At 49.7% G+C, this 18,786-nt stretch carries 21 protein-coding genes and 1 tRNA gene; 14 read left to right on the top strand and 8 right to left on the bottom strand.

The genetic code is table 11. From position 1 onward, the window contains the following. Positions 1-179: 179 nt before the first annotated feature. Positions 180-476, bottom strand: a complete 297-nt coding sequence (locus Pan54_RS02085) for a DUF1501 domain-containing protein (protein WP_146501919.1) — start codon at positions 474-476, stop codon at positions 180-182. On the opposite strand from Pan54_RS02085, the gene Pan54_RS02080 reads away from it, so the two are divergent. Continuing rightward, positions 475-1,896 (top strand): IS1380 family transposase, encoded by a 1,422-nt coding sequence (locus Pan54_RS02080; protein WP_146501918.1) that lies wholly within the window; start codon positions 475-477, stop codon positions 1,894-1,896. The genes Pan54_RS02085 and Pan54_RS02080 overlap by 2 nt on opposite strands. A 200-nt stretch (positions 1,897-2,096) precedes the next feature. Further along, entirely contained in the window at positions 2,097-2,735 is a 639-nt protein-coding gene (locus Pan54_RS02075; protein WP_146501917.1) for a hypothetical protein, read from the top strand. Positions 2,736-2,737: 2 nt separating this feature from the next. Here Pan54_RS02075 and Pan54_RS02070 read toward each other — a convergent pair whose 3' ends face one another. Beyond that, on the bottom strand, positions 2,738-3,868 hold the full coding sequence (locus Pan54_RS02070) for an ISAs1 family transposase (RefSeq protein WP_146501916.1): 1,131 nt from the start codon (positions 3,866-3,868) through the stop codon (positions 2,738-2,740). 195 nt (positions 3,869-4,063) lie between these two features. Between Pan54_RS02070 and Pan54_RS02065 the strand changes: the two genes are divergently transcribed. Beyond that, positions 4,064-4,498 (top strand): hypothetical protein, encoded by a 435-nt coding sequence (locus Pan54_RS02065; protein WP_146501915.1) that lies wholly within the window; start codon positions 4,064-4,066, stop codon positions 4,496-4,498. 334 nt (positions 4,499-4,832) lie between these two features. On the opposite strand, the gene Pan54_RS02060 is transcribed toward Pan54_RS02065, so the two are convergent. After that, entirely contained in the window at positions 4,833-5,213 is a 381-nt protein-coding gene (locus Pan54_RS02060; RefSeq protein ID WP_146501914.1) for a helix-turn-helix domain-containing protein, read from the bottom strand. 132 nt (positions 5,214-5,345) lie between these two features. Between Pan54_RS02060 and Pan54_RS02055 the strand changes: the two genes are divergently transcribed. From Pan54_RS02055 to Pan54_RS02040, 4 genes are all read left to right on the top strand, one after another. Next, complete coding sequence (locus Pan54_RS02055) at positions 5,346-5,729, top strand: DUF4339 domain-containing protein (protein WP_146501913.1); 384 nt, start codon at positions 5,346-5,348, stop codon at positions 5,727-5,729. 55 nt (positions 5,730-5,784) lie between these two features. Further along, positions 5,785-6,540, top strand: coding sequence for a DUF4339 domain-containing protein (locus Pan54_RS02050; RefSeq protein WP_146501912.1), 756 nt, complete (start codon positions 5,785-5,787; stop codon positions 6,538-6,540). 9 nt (positions 6,541-6,549) lie between these two features. Then, positions 6,550-6,858 carry a hypothetical protein gene (locus Pan54_RS02045; protein ID WP_146501911.1) on the top strand — a complete coding sequence of 103 codons (309 nt, stop codon included), beginning with the start codon at positions 6,550-6,552 and terminating at the stop codon, positions 6,856-6,858. Between the two features lie 113 nt (positions 6,859-6,971). Next, positions 6,972-7,286, top strand: a complete 315-nt coding sequence (locus Pan54_RS02040; protein ID WP_146501910.1) for a hypothetical protein — start codon at positions 6,972-6,974, stop codon at positions 7,284-7,286. Here the strand turns inward: Pan54_RS02040 and Pan54_RS02035 are convergent. Further along, positions 7,283-7,579 carry a hypothetical protein gene (locus Pan54_RS02035; protein WP_146501909.1) on the bottom strand — a complete coding sequence of 99 codons (297 nt, stop codon included), beginning with the start codon at positions 7,577-7,579 and terminating at the stop codon, positions 7,283-7,285. The genes Pan54_RS02040 and Pan54_RS02035 overlap by 4 nt on opposite strands. A gap of 1 nt (position 7,580) precedes the next feature. On the opposite strand from Pan54_RS02035, the gene Pan54_RS02030 reads away from it, so the two are divergent. The 6 genes from Pan54_RS02030 (at position 7,581) to Pan54_RS02005 (ending at position 13,183) form a co-directional block, all read left to right on the top strand. Beyond that, positions 7,581-7,868: a molybdopterin converting factor gene (locus Pan54_RS02030; protein ID WP_207310024.1), complete on the top strand. Its 288-nt coding sequence runs from the start codon at positions 7,581-7,583 to the stop codon at positions 7,866-7,868. A 116-nt stretch (positions 7,869-7,984) separates the two neighbouring features. Next, positions 7,985-9,028: a hypothetical protein gene (locus Pan54_RS02025; protein WP_146501908.1), complete on the top strand. Its 1,044-nt coding sequence runs from the start codon at positions 7,985-7,987 to the stop codon at positions 9,026-9,028. Beyond that, positions 8,964-9,635 carry a hypothetical protein gene (locus Pan54_RS02020; RefSeq protein ID WP_146501907.1) on the top strand — a complete coding sequence of 224 codons (672 nt, stop codon included), beginning with the start codon at positions 8,964-8,966 and terminating at the stop codon, positions 9,633-9,635. Before Pan54_RS02025 ends, Pan54_RS02020 begins: the two co-directional genes overlap by 65 nt. Then, positions 9,632-10,288, top strand: a complete 657-nt coding sequence (locus Pan54_RS02015; RefSeq protein ID WP_146501906.1) for a ThiF family adenylyltransferase — start codon at positions 9,632-9,634, stop codon at positions 10,286-10,288. The genes Pan54_RS02020 and Pan54_RS02015 overlap by 4 nt, the downstream gene beginning before the upstream one ends. Before the next feature lie 252 nt (positions 10,289-10,540). Beyond that, positions 10,541-11,578, top strand: a complete 1,038-nt coding sequence (locus Pan54_RS02010) for a hypothetical protein (RefSeq protein WP_146501905.1) — start codon at positions 10,541-10,543, stop codon at positions 11,576-11,578. Positions 11,579-11,995: 417 nt separating this feature from the next. Then, positions 11,996-13,183 carry a tyrosine-type recombinase/integrase gene (locus tag Pan54_RS02005; protein ID WP_165441533.1) on the top strand — a complete coding sequence of 396 codons (1,188 nt, stop codon included), beginning with the start codon at positions 11,996-11,998 and terminating at the stop codon, positions 13,181-13,183. Positions 13,184-13,394: 211 nt separating this feature from the next. On the opposite strand, the gene Pan54_RS02000 is transcribed toward Pan54_RS02005, so the two are convergent. Beyond that, positions 13,395-13,481, bottom strand: a tRNA-Ser gene (locus Pan54_RS02000). Between the two features lie 44 nt (positions 13,482-13,525). Next, positions 13,526-13,762 (bottom strand): hypothetical protein, encoded by a 237-nt coding sequence (locus tag Pan54_RS01995; RefSeq protein WP_146501903.1) that lies wholly within the window; start codon positions 13,760-13,762, stop codon positions 13,526-13,528. A 754-nt stretch (positions 13,763-14,516) separates the two neighbouring features. Here Pan54_RS01995 and Pan54_RS01990 point away from each other — a divergent pair. Then, positions 14,517-14,774 carry a hypothetical protein gene (locus tag Pan54_RS01990; protein WP_146501902.1) on the top strand — a complete coding sequence of 86 codons (258 nt, stop codon included), beginning with the start codon at positions 14,517-14,519 and terminating at the stop codon, positions 14,772-14,774. A gap of 252 nt (positions 14,775-15,026) precedes the next feature. Here Pan54_RS01990 and Pan54_RS01985 read toward each other — a convergent pair whose 3' ends face one another. Next, positions 15,027-15,389 (bottom strand): co-chaperone GroES, encoded by a 363-nt coding sequence (locus Pan54_RS01985; protein ID WP_146501901.1) that lies wholly within the window; start codon positions 15,387-15,389, stop codon positions 15,027-15,029. Between the two features lie 229 nt (positions 15,390-15,618). Next, positions 15,619-18,480, bottom strand: a complete 2,862-nt coding sequence (locus Pan54_RS01980; protein WP_146501900.1) for an efflux RND transporter permease subunit — start codon at positions 18,478-18,480, stop codon at positions 15,619-15,621. Between the last annotated feature and the right edge of the window lie 306 nt (positions 18,481-18,786).

Genomic DNA, 18,786 nt, shown 5'->3' with positions numbered 1-18,786 from the left:
CGCCCCCCCCCCGTGTCTAGCGCGTGGTGATTTTTCTCCATTTTTTCGTCCGTCCGCTGCTGGAGACCGGGAATCGGTCCCCGTCGAGTCGTTTTTCAGCGGCGGAATTTTGGTCCTGCGCAGACCTTCTCCGCCGGGAAGCTCGTTTTCCACTCTTTTTGTTCCGCTCCCGAGTCACGTCACTCGACCACGGGTGGCGGCAGCGCCAGTCGTGCAATGCGGTCGAGGATGTCCGCGATCGGTCGTTTTTCTGTACCAAGTCGAGTCCCCTGATGATGCGCGGGCAGGAATGAACTTCCGTAGTTTTGCGCACCGCCGAATCCGCTGGCGGGCGTCATGGTAATGAAGCCGGGCAGATTCTCGTTCATCGATCCTAGCCCGGATTTCTCACCCGGGGGTGGAAAAAGGCTGCCTGGTTTGGGATAAGTTGTTTTCTCACAACAGCTTTCACCCCAAACGACAGGCAGCCTTCTCATGACACAGTGTTCCACAAAGTCCCTCACTTTTCAACCCCACCAGCGTCGCGAAGTCGTGGCCAATTTTGATGGTCTGATGATCACCTCCGATGCGGGCGGGCTCTTGCTGCGGGAACTCGATAACAAGCTGAAGTTGACTTCACGGGTCGCTGGTTGTTTTAGCGATCATCGCGATTTCGATTATATTGAGCACTCCGTGCTCGAACTGGTCAGGCAGCGTATTTTTGCGTTAACGCTCGGCTATGAAGACCTCAATGATCATGACCGCCTGCGGGATGATCCATTGCTCGCGCTGCTGGCCGGCAAAGACGATCTGACCGGACAACAGCGAGCGCGGGAACGTGATCGCGGGCATGCTCTGGCCGGCAAAAGCACGCTCAATCGACTCGAGTTGACTCCCCCCGGAGCCAGCCCGGAGAGCCGCTACAAAAAGATCACGGCCAACTGCAGCGACTTCTCACGTTTGTTCGTGGATCTGTTTCTCGACGCTCACCAGAGGCCGCCCGAAGAAATCATTCTCGATTTCGACGCCACCGATGATCCACTGCACGGACATCAACTCGGGCGATTCTTTCACGGTTATTACAAGCAGTACTGCTATCTGCCGCTGTATATTTTCTGTGGCGAGCACCTGCTGTGTGCGCAGCTCCGACCGGCCGATATCGATGCCAGTCTGGGGACAGTGGAACAGTTGCAGCGGATTGTGCCGTTGATTCGCCAGCGCTGGCCGGAGGTGCGAATCGTGATTCGCGGCGACAGCGGATTTTGTCGCGAGCCGATCATGCAGTGGTGCGAAAAGAACGAAGTCCAATACATTTTGGGGCTGGCCAAAAACGAGCGACTCAAGGAAATGATTGAGGCTCAGCGGGTGGCCGCCAAGCTCTTTTTTGACGACACGAAACAAGCCGCTCGCCTGTTCGCTGACCTGCGGTACCGGACGTTGAAAAGTTGGAGTTGCCAGCGGCGGGTTGTCGCCAAGGCCGAGCATCTCTCGAAAGGCGAGAACCCGCGGTTTGTGGTGACGAATCTGACAGAAGACCAGGCCGATGCCCGGACGCTGTATGAAGATCTGTATTGTCAGCGCGGCGAGATGGAAAACCGGATCAAGGAACAGCAGTTGTGTCTGTTCGCCGACCGGACGAGTTGTGCGACCATGCGGGCCAATCAACTGCGGTTGTGGTTTTCTTCGGTGGCCTATGTGCTGCTGGCGGCTCTGCGACGTCACGGCTTACAGGGAACCGATCACGCAAAGGCCCGCTGCGATACGATTCGCGTGAAGCTGCTCAAGATCGGGGCACAGGTGCGGGTGACGTGCCGGAAGGTGTGGCTGTCACTGTCGGAAGCATACCCGTATCGCGAGTTGTTCGGCCAGGTCTGGCAAAACCTGCAAGACCTCCCGCCGCACCCTGTCCCTGGATGAGCCCAATCGGCTTCGAAAGAGTCCACCACAGCGCCCACCGCGCTCGCGGTACGCGCCGAACTGACAAAAACGGCCTGAAATCCGACCTGGCACCAAAAAAACACCTCTCGACACCCCCTCCACGCTCCCAATCCCCACCCACCAAACCAAATTCCCGCCCCGCAAGCCCCCGGGAGAAGAAATGAGAAACCGGGTGAGAAATGCGGGCTAATCCGACCCCAGACCCAACAGATGGAGAAAGCACGGAAGAACACGACGATTGCAATTGTGCGTGTGGGGATAATGGTGCTTCTGATGAAGTCGAAGATCTAACACTCGGAATTTTCAAAGCCTTTGATGACGAAGGTAATCAAGTCGGTTGGATTCTGGCAACGATTCTGACCGATGATGATGGGAATCCAATACTGGATGACGATCAGGATTACCTGCCCGATGAAATTCTTCAAACAACGGACATGAACGGCAATCAAGATGATGACCTGGAGTATGCTGAAACCGACTTAGACGACTTTACCACATTCGGTGAAGTCTACGGCGTAACCAAACCGCAATTGGATGATGCGATTGCCCAATTGCAAGCACAGCAGGCAGCGAATCAACAGAACCAACCGGAGTATCAGATTGAGGCGGTGGAAGAGAAGAACGTTACCTCAAACCCAACAATCGAAACAGTAACACCACTTGATCGATTCTCTGATCAAAAAGTCGCTGAGATTCAAGGGTTTGGTCAGGGGTTAGTTCAGGGATACCTTGACATTACTCGCACTGTAGCAGATTCAGTAATCGATACATATAATTTTGTCGCTTGGTGGGGTAAAACATCCAGGGCAATCGCATGAACTCACGCTTGATTTCCTGTCAGATATCGCAATAAATTCTCGAAACTCCAGCTGGCGGTGAGTCGTTTGAGTCTCATGCTCTTCTTTTCGCTCTGGTCTCGCTTCACGATTGTCAGAGCCAGTCGTCGGAAAATTGCGGCGTTGGCTGGGCCTTCGCCTTTGCGGATCCGGCTTGTATCTTCTGCAAATGTCACGTCCAAACTCCAGTGCATCTGGTTCTCGATTTTCCAATGGTCCCGAACGTGCTTAGCCAGTTTGCGGACCTTGGGTGGCAACGAACTGATGAAGTACATCAACTCTTGTGATGTCTTCCCATTCACCGTTCGTTCGCGGTACACCATGCCTATCGTTTGAGCGTCCGTCCATCCGAGTTGACCGATAGCGGCCGGAGCCGGGAAGACCGTGTAGCGGCGATACTCATCCCGACCCCCATTGTGTTCTTGTGTCGTGTGCCGGCGAACGCGGGAGTGGTTGAAATCATTTTCAGAGAGTCTGGCAAAGGTCTCGTTGATGATGTGATAGAGTTTGGGCTGATTCCCCTTGACCGTCAAAATGTAATCGGCTCCTTTCTCACGAATTTGTTTAGCAGTCGACTTTTGAGTGTGCAATGCATCGAGCGTGACAACTGCTCCAGTCAACTCCAGCAACTCGATGAGTTTCGGCACAGCGGTTCGCTCATTGGAGCCTTCTTTGACGGGCAACTGCCCCAGGCACAAATGCAAATCCCCGGCCCAGGCCGTCACAACATTCAGGGCGTTTTTGCCAGCGGCTTTGTCGAAACTGCGTCTAAGAACTTTGCCGTCCAGATGCACGCCCTGATCTTTGAGATCCACTTGAAGGGAGTCGACCCATTTGATCAGACACTCGGAAAACGCAACCGGATCGAGCCGCGAAAAGACGCGGCTGAATGTATCGTGGGAGGGAATGCCATTGGTCAACGGCACATACTTTCGGAAGAGTTCAAGGTGCTGATTGCCATAATGTTCGATGTCGGTCCAAGTATCACAATTGGCAACCGCTCCGCACATCGCTAGAAAAATCATGTCGGTTAACGAGTAAACAACTTTTTTGTCCTGACGTGGATCAGGAAGGTCATTAAAGAAAAGTAAAAATGACAACGGGTCGGTAAACATGACAATTGCTCCGGAAAAATGTTGCAAAAGTCCCTGCGCATAACGAGACCGTACTGGTCTCAAAAACCGAATTGAATACCATGCATTTCCCGAGCCAATTCATGCGATTGCCCTGGTAAAACATCAAACGATTTTATTCTGGAAAAAATTCCAGGAGGAGCCCCTTTTGAATCTGTTGATCTTTCGATTAAGAAAGTGGACTGGGATCGTCCTGACTTACACTTGAATCTCGTAGATCCAAACTTGTATCCCAAGAAGTACAGTTCGACAGCAGGTGCGATTGGCGCTGAGTTCCTGCTGGGTGCTGGTGCAAAAAGAACTCTGGATATTGTTGAAAATGCAACCAAGACCAATAGGATCAACAACTGTGTTGTCTCAAGAACATTTTTGAATTCCGATGACTTTGCCAAGTTGCCAAAATCAGGACGAATTGAACCTATGTCAGTACGATTCAGCCAAGACAGTATCGGCTTGCTTTCCTGCCGTGAAAAGATCGAAGACTTTCAATTCTGCCTGATCAATCGAGCATTTTGCTGTTGCGAACACACGATGGAAGGCCGCATGATCGTGCGCCATGGTACAAGTAACCAATCGCGGATCAGAGTGCGAAAGGTATTGGCGGTCGGTTGATTCATAACGTCGGTAAGAACTCCCAATAACGTAACACCATCCATCAGAGCCATCCTCCTAGTAAGCTCAGCATGGAATGATGAGAAGCCCGAAAATATCGCGCGGATCGAGAATATCTATGGGCTGTTAAACCACCTTACTCAGCAGCGATTTACTCAAGACAATTGCTTCGAACATGATTTGGGCGATTCTGGTCTTCACTACAACTCGAATTAATTCAACGGGTCGATACATTCGCTAAACAATCGGCAAAAACGTGTCATCATAAGGTGATGGAGATAGCTTAGTCTTCCCAAGGCGTCAATCCTCCTCACTTCTCGCGGTCAGCATTGGATCACGCTGATTTTCGGCTGGTTTCACACAGGCGTGCCAGTAGCGGATTGAGCATTAGCAGTGTTTCTTTGCTCGCGTTGTCCAGCAGTTCGTCGAAGCGTTTGCGAGCTTGCTGGCGGAGTAGTTTTTCAGACTGAGGAGCATCTGTTTCCGGGATCAGATCCGCGATTGTGGTCTGCAATCCTTTGGCGAGCCGCTCGATCAAGTCGATGCCAGGTGCCACCTTGCCGGTCTCAAGTCGCCAAACATAGGTTGGCGTAATCTGCGCGACCTGAGCCAACTCTTTCTGCGTCATGCCCCGCGAACTTCTCAGTTCCCGCAAGCGGGCAGCAAACCGATTCACGACGGCGGCATGTTGAATTTGTTGTTTTTGCTTGGCCATGGAGGAACTCCTCTGTGTACATCGTCGCAATTCCTCTCTTAGCCGCACTTGCAATAGTAGTTCACCGTAGGCACTATAGTGCTATTAGTGATTCACAATATCAGTTCCTGCTTCAAGGAAAGACAAAATCACATGACCACACTCACGTACTACATCAAACGACAGGAGCAAATGTTCGGCCCACTCTCGCAGTTAGAAATGCAGGAACTCCTGAAGTCTGGGCAGATTGAAGCCAATACCTCGGTCTCCACCGACGGGAAGTCCTGGCGACCAGCAGAACAAACTTTCCCATCAATACAGTTCACGAACCCAGAAATATCTCCAGAAGACTGTGAACCATATTCCTATCTGCCCAAGTTCGTGCCTCGCTTCATCAGAGAGTTTCATGCTGACAAGACTGACATCCTCTCGATTCAGGGAGGAATTGGCTGTCTGGTTTTTGTCATTATTCTGGCTGTCGCAAATCAATTTCGTCTCTTCATCTTGAGAGGCTTAACCAGTTTGTTTGCCAATTGATGGCTCTCATTTACGGTGACATTTTCGTCTTCTATTCAGCTAAGGATTTACTCTTATGTCCGAATCACACTCTGCTCATCCTCCTGAACCACAAAGCCCTGAACCACCAGTATTACCTAAACAGGATTGGTGGTTGGCTCGGAATGGTCAATCAGAAGGTCCTTATTCCTCAGCATACATCGAACTGCAACTGGCCAGTGGAACGATCAAGCCCCGAGATCTGATCTGTCAGGTTGGTGAGCAGCACTGGCAACCGATCTCTACAGTTTCAGCATTCCAGGCAGCTCATCCTGCTGCTGACCCCACAAAAAGTCCTCCATTGCCTCCGACGATAGAATCGTCACTCAACAATTATGCGTTGCGTTACGCCAGGCGCGGGTATGGAATACTACTGGCAGCCTCAATCGTGTTGACCGTCTGGGAAATCACCTTTCATGAACATTTGACGGGGTTCAACTGGTTATTTCTGTTCCTCGAACTCATCATTTATTTTATTTCTGGAGGGATATTTGTGTGGTTACAGCGCGCAGTCGCACGCTGCGAATCCGAGCCGCAGACTGGCCTTCGTTTTATTCAATTTGGTTTCATTGCAGACATGATTAATTCGGTCTTTTTTGGTCTGGTGATTGGAGGATTGTTACTTATTATTCCGAGCGACGCTCCAGAGTTAATTCCTGAGGTCATCACGAGCCCGCTTTATGACATCATGTTTGTATTTCGCGTCTTCCTGGCATTCCTGGCCTTCTGCTTTGAACTGGTCTGGGTGATCTATTTCCAGATCACAGCCACTTACAAATCTTCTCCACGCTAGAAAGGTTCTATGATCGCGTTCAACGACAACTTTCTCTCTTCTTCCTCTGGCCGCTTACGCTTCCCTCCCGGCCAAATTGTTATCACGCCTAATGCTCTTGCTCAGTTGCCTCACGCCGAAGTTTTTACGGCTCTCACACGCCATCTGACAGGCGACTGGAGAGACTGCTCTTCGGAGGACCGGCAAGCCAACGAGCGGGCGTTGGAATCTGGTGGCCGTGTCTTCTCGGTGTATCACTCGGCCGATCAGCAAAGATTCTGGATCATCACCGAAGCGGATCATACGCTCACGACCGTGTTGATGCCGGACGATTACTGAGGCGACTCGTCGTCATCGACTGCTTCTCGCTAACGGCCACCTTATGGCGGTCTGCTCCCTGACTCCCGTTCCGCGGGAGTTTTTTTACGCACTTTCACAAGTAAGGAATCCTTATGACTTCTCAATCTCACTCTCTAAATCCCAATTCTGAATCTGGTTGCACAATGCGACAACGCGATCTCGACCGGGCCGTCGCCCGAGCCACCGGCGAATCGGTCAATACGATCCATTCGCGGGGATTCATCCCGCTCTACCCCGATGTCATCGATGACGACATTCCGATCCTCGACTGGGATGAACTCGATCGCCAGCACAGTGTCGGCGTCCATCGCTTGCGACATCCGCTCCCCGAGGATTGCTGGATGTCTCCGGAATTCCTCAAGTCTCAAACTCCACAAGGAGGATCATGTCCGCTCGGCAAAAGCTAAATGCCGCCTACCTGAATGGCTCGCTGACGATTGCCGGCATTATCGGAGGGATTTGCGAGTCGTATGTCGTCTTCGGAATCACCTTTGCCGTGCTGATGATCGGCAACATCCAGGGCGGCGACATTCGCCTCAACAGACGTCGCCCGCGACGCTAAAGCATTCTGCTTTACCAGTTGCAGTCGCATGAACGACAAGAGACTGAATCGTCCGTTCTGCTCCTGCAGTACGCAACAAGACCGACTCAATGAATCATGAGTCACCACATCTTCTTCACTTTCACACAAGGAGCCCATTTTGAAGATTCTCTATATCAACAACGACGGCGGCGGTTTCGCCGACTACATCTCCATCGAACCTGAGACCACCATCTCACACTTCGTTGACCAACGTCTCAAACACGGCATCGCAGCCGACTATCTCATCCGCGTCAACCGCCAACCAGTCAGCTCAGACTACATCCTCCAGGAAGGCGACCGCGTCTCCCTCACCCCCACCAAAATCGAGGGGGCTCGGGGAGCCTCTGGGCAGTCGCATGGGCGTTGGGAGACTGAGAGAGTTCAGTTTGCTCCTGCAGGGCGTTGATGAATTGCTGGGGAGAATGAGTTCTCCCTGAGATTTTGTGGGCCGGGCGGTCAGGTTATTGAATCTGGCCGCCCGGCCCTTTTTCTTTCACAAACACTTTTTGAGAAAGGCACCCTATGAATGACTTTCAGCGACTTGCCCTGCGAGCCGCGATCTCCATTCGGGAGGCAATGCTGGTCGATCCGTCGAATCAGGAGCTCGATCTCCCTGATAAAGACTGGAATCGCCTCCAGCGATTGCTGCGACAGAAGCAGTTGGCTCAAGACCACGAATGGCGAATGGCCGAACGGATCATCAATACACGGCTGATCTTCACGATGGAACGTCTGGCTACCGATCTCCGACAACGGACACGCGATCTGGAGCAGTCTGTCAAATCGCGATTCCCTCCACCCGACCTGCGTCTGCTCTATGAAGAACTGATCGCGTTACCGAATGAATTCAGCGAAGTGAGTATCGATCTACGACACGGCATCCTCCGTGTGGTGACAGACGAGATCACTCTCGAAGACATCACTCTTGGCCGCTTTGATATCGTTTACAACTGGACGTCGGAAGGTCCTGGCCCGAGCTATGATATCCACGCTCTCGACCCGGCTCCCTCGAATGCCAATTCTGACTTCGTCCATCCGCACATTTCTGATGGCATCCTCTGCGAAGGCGAAGCGAAGTCGGGGATCGAAGCGGCACTGGCTCAGGGGCGTTTCTGCGATTTCTTTCTGATCGTCGCCAGCACGCTCAATACCTACAATGACGATTCGGCTTATGTCACGCTCAAAGAGTGGTACGGCACTCCCTGTCTGGATTGTGGAACCAGTTGCAGCGATGACGACCTCACCCTCTGCAGTGGCTGTGAAGATCCCTTCTGCCATCAGTGCTGTGATTCCTGTCGGAACTGCCACGACTCACTCTGCAGTTCCTGTCTGCAATCCTGCGAGGAGTGCTCTGCACCCCATTGCGGCGACTGCCTCAATACGTGCAGCGAATGCAACCACGACTTCTGCAGTAACTGCCTGACCGATGGCTATTGCGAAGCCTGTTACGAAACCCTTTCTGAAACTGATCCTGAACTCGAAGAAGAAGAGGACAACCATTATGAAACGACGCACCCCCAACAAATCCCCACTCCCTCGACGCCTGCAGAGACGACCTCGCCGTAAACGCTTTCATCGACCGGCCTTGAAGTTCAGCCCAACGGCTTGGGCCAAGTTGATTTACCTGCGCGATGCCGGCCCGACTGAAGTGGGGGGATTCGGCATCTCCTCTGCAGACGATCTGCTGTACGTTGAAGAGCTGGTGCTGCTGCCGCAAATCTGCACAGCCGTGACTGTCAGCTTTGCTGAAGACGCGATTGCGGATTACTTCGATCAGCAGATTGATCGCGGCCTGAAACCCGAGCAGTTTGCTCGTATCTGGATTCACACGCATCCGGGGGAGTCCCCGGAACCGAGTCCCACCGACCTGGACACCATGGAAACCAGTTTCGGGGAGTGTGACTGGGCGGTGATGTTTATCCTGGCCAGGGAAGGCAAACGCTACGCCGAGCTCCGCTGGAACCGCATGCAGCACTCCCGCATGCGGATCAAAACCTCGATCGACTACCAGCAGCCGTTTGCCGGCACCGACTATGCAGCCTGGCAGGAGGAATACGACGAGAATGTCGTCGACCAATCTCAGAAATGGACGGACCTCATGGAACCGGACGAACTCTGGGAATATGGCGACCTGTTTGACAATCCCCACTCAATTCTGGAGTTCAACGCATGACTAATCCTGATCGCTATATAAGACAAGCCGATCTCGTTCCCCGGGATCGGATCCAAGAACTGCAGGTGACCGTGATCGGCGTGGGAGCGATTGGTAGACAGGTCGCACTGCAACTGGCGGCTCTGGGAATCCCCCGATTGCAGTTGATCGATTTTGATCAGGTCGAGCCAACGAACATCACGACGCAGGGCTACGACCATCAGGATCTGGGCCAGCTCAAAGTCGAGGCCACCGCCCGACGCATCCAGCAACTTGATCCCACCATTGAAATCATCCAAGTAGCCGACCGCTACCGCTCACGCATGGAAGTCGGGGCAGTCGTCTTCTGCTGCGTCGACCGGATCAGCACCCGGGAATCAATCTGGCGATCCCTCCAGGACCGCTGCGAATTCTGGAGCGATGGCCGCATGCTGGGAGAATCGATGCGGATCCTAACAGCCACGGATCCCAATTCCCGGCAGCATTACAGCAGTACGCTCTTCAAGCAGTCCGCGGCCCAGTCCGGTCAGTGCACGGCCCGCAGCACCATTTACACGGCCAACATCGCTGCTGGCCTGATGCTGCACCAGTTCACCCGCTGGCTACGCGGGATGCCTACTGATGTTGATCTCTGTCTGAACTTATTGGCAAATGAGTTGATGATCGCCAATTGATTCTTGAAAATTCCGAATTGAATTGTCAATTGCATATTTTGAATATCTCACCCCAAATACCTATTTGGACGGAAATGGATGCTCCCAGAACTGTATCACGGACTGGGGCATCTTTTTTATTGTTTTTCGTCTTTATCATTCAAAAAAGCACCTGACAAAAAAATCTCTCTCGCCTACTTTTAGAAAGGAGAAAGCCAGTTCTTTTTTAGATTCTCCAGGATCAATGTTTTTGAGTAGGACAGGAGGGGAGACGTGACGGTCCAGGGTAATGTGCAGTTTTCAACCAAACTGCCAATGAAACAGATCTTGCATAGCAATGGAGAATACACGGAGGAGTCCGAAAAGCTGAGTTACATATTTCCAATCGAATTGCTGAATATGATATGCCAGGAAATCGGTGAGGAAAATTTTGATACCAATGTCCTGGTTCGTGAGCGGAAACTCTCACAAAACACGCAGTACATTGGATTTTGGCGGGGAATGCCGTTGTCCTATCCGTTGCTGAAACCTTATCAGGATATTGTGCTGGATCAATTCGCAGCTGATGTTCTCAAACAATCAGAGGCTGATTGCCAGAGTCTTGAAGATGTGGCCAATGACAGGTTGAGAAAATTCAATCTCACAATGCGTGCCTACTGTGGCTGGTTGCTGATGAATGAGGAATTTCTTAAAGATCATGATCGCTGGTTAAATCAAAATGGGGAGAACATTCTCAAGTTCGGAATCCCCTGCTTTGTTCAAAATACTGCTCAAGATAGAACACTTGAAGAATCAGAGGAGTGGGTCCGGGAGTATCAGTCATTCTGCCAGAAGTGGCGATTACAGTCACTGGCAGCACCACGACTTCCTGTTCCTCAACCCATCCAATCTCCGTACGTCTCTGAGCTGTCAGCTCTTAATCCAGCGGAAGGGACCACTCTGATGGCTGTACCGGATATCTATCCAACATTCAGTCGAGGGATACTCCCTGACATTTTGGAGGATTCACTGAGAGGCTCCCAGGTTCCAGGTCATCTTCAGGATTGGATGGATATTGCGGCAAAGGAAAACACCTCAAAAAATACGTTGGGAACTTTTCAGCGTCGGTTCGCCTTACAGCATTACTGGCGAGTGTTCTACGACAAATTCCCGACATCGGTAAGTAAGAACGTGACCAAATTGCATGCCGCGTTCAGCACTTTTTTTCAATGTGATATAGACACGATTCGTGGAGACCTTCGCTCTATCAAAAATTCACTGGGACCGGACTGGCAATACACTCCCTTTTTCGCCCCATCCAAAAAAGTGTGAAAACGTGAGCTAGCGAATTCACTCAGCGTGACAGCAAACTCCTGCTCAAATCACTCGTAACTGGTCGTCTTTAAGTCCTTTTGCGAGTGTTTTTTCATGAAGTCAGCTCAGAACTCCAGCTCATTTTTCAGTATCAATGAATTCGTAGCCAAGACAGGGATGTCGTTGAGCACTGTTCACAGGCGGATCCACAATGGTGATATCCAAACATATCAGCCGGGTGGTCCCAAAACGCGAATTCTAATCCCTGCCGAAGAACTCAATACGAGTTATTCACATCGGTCGTCGACCGAATCCGCTTTACTTAATGATCGGCTCCAGACTGCTAATAAAAAGCGGGGGCCAAAGCCACGCTGGCAAAACAATTAAAATTCAGCACATTATTGCGAATCGCATTTCGCAGAGGAGGTTACGATTGTGCCTAAAAAACGTACGCGTCAAGTCATTCAGTGTCCGCACTTTAGATGGGTATTGTATCAACATAAAAATGGTATCTGGTATGCAGATGGACGCAGCAATTCCCCGGATCTGGGTCGGCACTCACTAGGAACATCGGATCAAGCCGAAGCCCGCTCTAGGGTTTCCGAACTCGATTTAAATAAGGCTGTCAAACAAGGATTGGTGGACAAGTCTCTATTGGATCGAGATTCAAAAGCCCTACTTCAAATCGCCGCAGGGCGTAGGTTGTACGAGGAATACACACGACGACCGTTATCGGTCGGAGGTCCACGGGAATCGACCCGAAAACGGTATCGTGCCGTGTTGGATAAGTTTGTCCCGTTCTGTACAAATCAGAAAATTCAATACTGGAATCAAGTGACCGATGAGTTGTTGGATCGGTATGCCTCTTGGCTGGAAATTCGTGAGTATGCTCATGCCACTCAGTGTTTTGAGATCGCCACGATCTTACAGATCAACAAATATCTGGTGGAGAAATCGCACCTGCCACCCGAGGCATTGATCAAAAAATCAGTTCCAAAGATTCAGGAGTCGACGACATATTGCTGGAAGCCTGAAGAAGTCAAAGCTCTCTTTAAAGCTTGCGAGGATCCCGAATTAATCTGGCTGAGAAACGTCTTGATAACTCTCGCGTACACTGGCATGAGAATCAGTGAGTTAGCAGGGCTTCGCTGGAACGATATCGATTTTGAAGCCAACAAAATCAGCTTGACTGACGAAAGTAAGAAAAAGAGTTTGAAGGGACGAAACAAGCGAACGATCAAGTCAGGATACAGTCGAAGATTTCCCATTCATCCCGATCTTCAACCGATACTCAACTCGATCGAACGACAGGACGATGGATTGGTTTTTCATGGATCTCGGGGAGGGAAAATCAAACCGGATGTCGTTCGTACCGTCCTGATCCGGGATCTGCTCAAACCACTAGCAGATCGTTTTCCGAGCCCTGACGGGGAGGTCGGATTTATTGACGGACGACTACACTCTTTCCGACATTATTTTTGTTCAGTCTGTGCCAATAACAATATCCCGGAGCGGATCCTGATGGACTGGCTGGGACACAAAGACAGCAAAATGATCAGCAGGTACTATCACCTGAATGAAAAAACATCGACCGAACAGATGAGCAAAATTCAAATTGTCTGATGTTGTCCTCTGCATCAGTGTGATGTAGGGACGTTACTATTCTTTTTTACTGGAGGTCAGCAAGTCCAGCGACTATGAATGAAGTAAGAAATCGATGGCTGATTCAAGCAACGAATTTGGCACAGTTTTGGCACAGTTTCAATTTTCGAAACTGGCAACACTTCTCAAACCCCTGTTTTTATAGGATTTGAGAAAGCCAAAATGAAAAAAGCGGAGAGAGGGGGATTCGAACCCCCGGTCCTGTTACCAGGACACAGCATTTCCAATGCTGCACAATCGGCCGCTCTGCCATCTCTCCGTGGGCATCAATTGAGGATGCCGTTTGTTTAATCAATGATGTGATTATTCTTGGTCGGATTCTTCAGCAGGCGTTTCGCGTTGCCCGCGTTCAGTTAAGTCCTTGGCTGCATCCATGCGGGTTTGAATGTCTCTGCAAGCTGCGTTGAGTGAACGCCAGCGTGGGTCTCTACGGAATTCTTCCGCTTTGACACTTCGGGATTCCAAGTCTTTTTGCCACAGGTCACGAGTATTTTCTGCTAATTTCAAACTACGCTCTAATCGATCTGACTTGAGTGGCATCGCATTAATTCCGTGTGCTTAGGTTACCGTTTGGACTTGTTTTCACTGGATAGCATCGCATCTCGCAAGATGAGAGAGAGGATCGAAATTGAGTTTCTGGTTCTCATTCTGCTCAATATAAAATCTCTATCCCCACATCTAACAAGCGGATGGGCATTGTGGCGTTCCACGATCCGATTATCAAGTGAAGCTAATTTTAACATCTGGTGGAATTTAAAATTGAATGAGATCTGTACAAGAAAATACTCTTCTGGCCACTGTGTGAGTCATTATTAGAGAATGTTTATCCTGAGATTGCGGCAATTTGCTGGGCTGGAGCATATTCACAACTTTCCTGCAGCGTTCAACAGGAGAAACACAGCGTTATAGGACATTTGGTGACCATGCGACTGCAGAGACCGTTTGAAAATGGGCTAAACCGTGCTTTTATAATAATTTGAAAGTCTATGCGACAGATATTGGTTGAGCAGATGCTCAAAGGAGTCGTTGTACGATTTACAGCCCTCGAATGCATCTCGACAAGACACCACGCGTATGATACTTATTCGCTCCCTCCAATACTCCCTCCTTATTCACTGTGTTACGCCTGCGACGTTTTGTTTCAGCGTAAACACTCATGCCTAAATGGCAGTGTCATCGTCTTTGACAATCCCACGTCAAATTCCCTCAGGATAATCCCATGATCCGGTTCTCAGCCCTCCCTTTATTGAATTGTTTTTCGAAGGGAAAGTGTTCTCTCTCATTAGCAATACTGATGTTATTACTCATTGGATCGAGTGGATGCACGCAAACTGGTAGTATTCGAGAGATGTTCACGAGAAGCTTTGATAGCTCGAAACCGAGTCATCATGATTATGATGATGATACCGATAACGTTGACGAAGGCTGGATAAAAGAAGCAGGCATTGAAGCGCGTGGAGATCGGCCACTGGAAGTGGATAATGATCCCTTCAGGAATATGCTCATGTCACCCAAGGCGAGAAGCATCGAACGGAATCTGGGATTTGAGTAACTCTTCGGAGTTCTGAGAGCATTTCTAAATGCAGTGTGCCTTCACCTGTTCGATTATTTAACTAAATCGCTGTATTTGCTCAGGCAGAACGCGGAAAATTGATTTTGGAAATGCTCTAGACCATTTTCAAATGGTTTCTGCAGTCGCTTGGACTCCAAATGACCGTAAAACACTGAGTTTGCTCCTGCCAAACGCTGCAGGTGATTTTTGAATATGCTCTAGAACTTTACCGAGTTGCATAAATTCGGTCGTCTACTCCAGGTCGTCCCTATCGTCATCGGATTCTTCTTGTCCAAGATCCGAATTGGAATGTGAGCGCGGTGTCTCAGAGCGACGAAAGACAGCGACGACATCATCAATCGGCACGACAAACAGCAGATTGTCTGATTCAAAATCGACCGGAATGGCATCCTTAGGGTGAAACAGAACCTTGTCGTATTTATTGACGGGAAATTCCTCGTCATTTTCAACTTCAAGACTGACCGCAACGACTCTCCCTGTAATGGTTGGAATCTCAGCCTGATCAGGTAATACAATTCCGCCACGTGTTTTTTGACGACTTTCATCTTTTCGAATAAGAATTCGTGGCCCAAGAGGCTCGACGTATTCGGTCATAATCTATTCCTGAATTATTATTAGAGCAATCGCTCTTCGATATGCCTGTGTCGGACATTAATACAATGTTTTGACGCATTTGAGACAAAATATTGTCTGTCACTAAAGAATAGCCTGACATGAATGCTTGCACACGGAAAATTCCGTATATTTGTCGCACAATATTCACAAAATGAATCATTGCAAAGAGAAAGGGATGAGAAAAGAGCAAATCCTTTGCCAAATTGATTCAGTTAGAATTTGATCCTTCGGTGACCTTGGCAGTGACAATTTTGAGATGAGGAGTCGATACGCTGGCTTGACGGGATTCTGTGTCTTCGGGATCTACATCCTCATTGAGGCCAGCAGTGTTTGAAAGTTCGGAGTTCTCTTGAGGATTGTTCGACTTTCGAACACTTTTTTCAATGATGGTTCCCAACCATCCCGCCAAAAGTGCAGGCAGAAACACAATGTCTGCGATGAGGGCAGCAGCCACTAAGGCAGCCATCAGAATTCCAAATCGACTGATCATTAACAGTGGAGCCGGGAAGAGCATTAGTAAGCCGATGGCAACAATCGCACTGGTTTGCCACATTGCAGGCGCACAATGAGAGAGTCCCAGTTCGATAGCCTCTTTCCGTGACTTGCCCAAAATTAACCCCTGTTTGAACCAGGTAAGTAGATGCAAAGTGCCATCGACTGCTATCCCGAGAGCCACCGAAGCAGTGATCATGGTACCGATATCGACCCGCCCCCCCATTATCGACAAAGTGCCGAAGCAAAATGCGACGGGCATGAGGTTGGGGAGCATGGTCAGTAAACCAGCAATCGGATTCCTGAGCACGATGATCAGTACGACAGCAATGATGCCAAAGGCCATGCCGAAACTGCGAATCAGGCTCTCAAGCAACGCTTCCTGTGTCCGTAAGAATACGGGAACCATGCCTGTCACAACATGATGAGTGCCAGCATGAAATTTCAAAACCGATTGAGAAATTCCATCGAGTTCATCCATCAGCAGGCCGTAATCATTATCAGCCATGACGTAGGCCTGGGCTGAAATTCGCCACAGTTCGTCGCCAGTTTCACTCAATTTTTTATCGCCAGGAACGGTCCAGTCGGCATCTTCCTGAGCGACTGTTAACAGAGATTCAGCTTCTGGAAGTTCGCCATCTTTAATTTTGCTTTCAAAGGCATTGCTGCGTTTGTTGTAACGTGCTTTGACAAGAAATGAGTCATCTTCAGCAGGTGGTTCAGTCGGCTTCTGGAAATCTGACAGGGAAAGTGCACCAGTAATTTCATGATGAGTCCGGATCTTGTCGGTAATCTGACGAACCACTTCCAGGCGTTCCAGAAACGGCATATTCTCCTGTGCGTCTTTATCGAACCTGACAATCGTGTCAACAGTATTGATGCCGATAACGTTATCTTCCAGAAACCAGTAATCCTTCATGATCTGAGAATCTTTGGGAAAATAACGAATCACTTTCGTTTCACTCTTAAAATAAGTAAGCCCATAAAGACCAAAGGCAAATAGTCCCAGACAAACAACTGTAACTAACGAGGAATGACGATAAATCGCGTTTGCCAGCAGACGCCAGGACTTACCATCGGACTCATGTTCTTCGGGTGGCTGGCCTGGCCAAACTTGCATTAAGGCAGGTAAGACAAAAAGTACAAAGATCAAAGATACGCCACATCCTGCCGCCGCATAGATTCCGAAGTCGCGAACGGGGTTGAGTGTACTGGTCATCAATGATGCCAAACCAATTGCCGTTGTCGCTGAGGCAAGAATACAGGGTTGTGCTGCCATCTTAACTGCATTTATGACAGCATTCTCAGGGTTCTCCCAGGCTGCATGCTTCCAGTAACTGGCCAGATGAATGGCTCCTGAAAGTGTTAATACCGACAATAGGGTCGGCATCACAATGAGCACCATATTCATGGTCGATCCCGTTAAGGGAACCAGCATCACCGTTAATAAGGTCGCATAGCCGGAAACGGTTAATACGAGCACGCCAAGTCGAAAACTACGTAGCATGAAAAAGGCCAGTACAAAGCTGACCAGAGCCGACAATCCGGTTACGGAACGCATGAAAAATGGGGCATTCGGATCGTAGTTGGACTTAGCAACTTCTTCGTTCAATCGAGCCGAGCCAACGGGTCGTCCACCAAGATGGATTTCTTCTGCAGGAATGAAACATTCTTTGGCAACCGTGATAACGTCTTCAAGAGCCGCAGAACGATCAGCCTGACCTGCTTCCGTGAAGGTGACCACGAGTGCAATCGGTGCTCCTGTCGAAAAGAAGGTCTCAGCAATAAGCGGGTCGCCCTTCGGGTAGGCTTTACTGGGGCGTGAAGTGATCGATTCGATTAATTTTTGAACTTTGGTCGATAATTCCGCATCTGGTGCAATCAAATGCCAGGTGACCTGAAACTCATGCTCCGGGACTACTAGAATCTTGTCGAGGCGTTCTTCATCCTCTTCGTAAAACTCCTCATCATCTGCTTTACGTTGACGGATTTCTGCATATTCAGTGAATTTAAGGGGAGGCTGCCAGAGTTTTACCGCTGGGAGTATTTCGACATTTAGTTTTAACTCATCTTTTGCTCGTCGGATAATTTCCTGTTCAATAAAATCCTGTTTTTCCTGACCGAGTTCCGTCAGACGGACTTTTAAAGCTCCATGCCCAAGTAGCAATCCTCCCAGAGTATCAAGAGCCTGATCGTCTTCGATGCCCTGATCGAGAATTTGTCGCAACGATTCCCTGGGCGTTAAAACGGCTTCAACATAAGGACTCCCACGACGCTCAACGCCTTTGGCATCGACATAACCTTCAAGTTTCGCAGCCAGCAATTCGCTGCGGGCGTCATTCAATGTGCTGTCGTCCCAGGAAACGAACAGGCGATCTTTCACAGGGAAGTGTTCGCCGTACCAGTCCAGTAAAACAGCTTGCGGATCGCGTTCCGGAAGCCAGGCCTCTACCTCATTCTTCATCTCGATCTGTTTAAGCGTCGTGAAGATAAACGGAGTCGCAAACAGCAGGGCAGCCAGAACCCAAACGGAAAGTCCATTGCCCCAGGGATCTTTTTTATTGAAGAAATTCAGCATGTGGTCTGCACCAGTTATTGTTTTGGAGACGAATCACGCAAGTGGCTCTCTCTCCGAAATCCATTTATAAGATTGTCATCTGAGCGAGCCATCACCCTTTTCACATCCATTTGCCCCACCCCAGCGACCTAAATCAGCTAGAAGTGTAGTGCTTTAATGCGTTTAATCAAATCGGAGAAACAGACCAAGCGTTCTTATCACTGTATTTTTATACCAACCCGGGATCTTGGGCAACATAGGATGTACAGAGCGTTTTTTCGGGAGTGGCTGATGGAATTCAAATTACACACATCTGTCAAATTGGGC

It is taken from the genome of Rubinisphaera italica (assembly GCF_007859715.1).
Lineage (GTDB): Bacteria > Planctomycetota > Planctomycetia > Planctomycetales > Planctomycetaceae > Rubinisphaera > Rubinisphaera italica.
The sequence above is the reverse complement of the archived record's forward strand: the minus strand, read 5'-3'. Positions and strand labels throughout refer to the sequence as shown.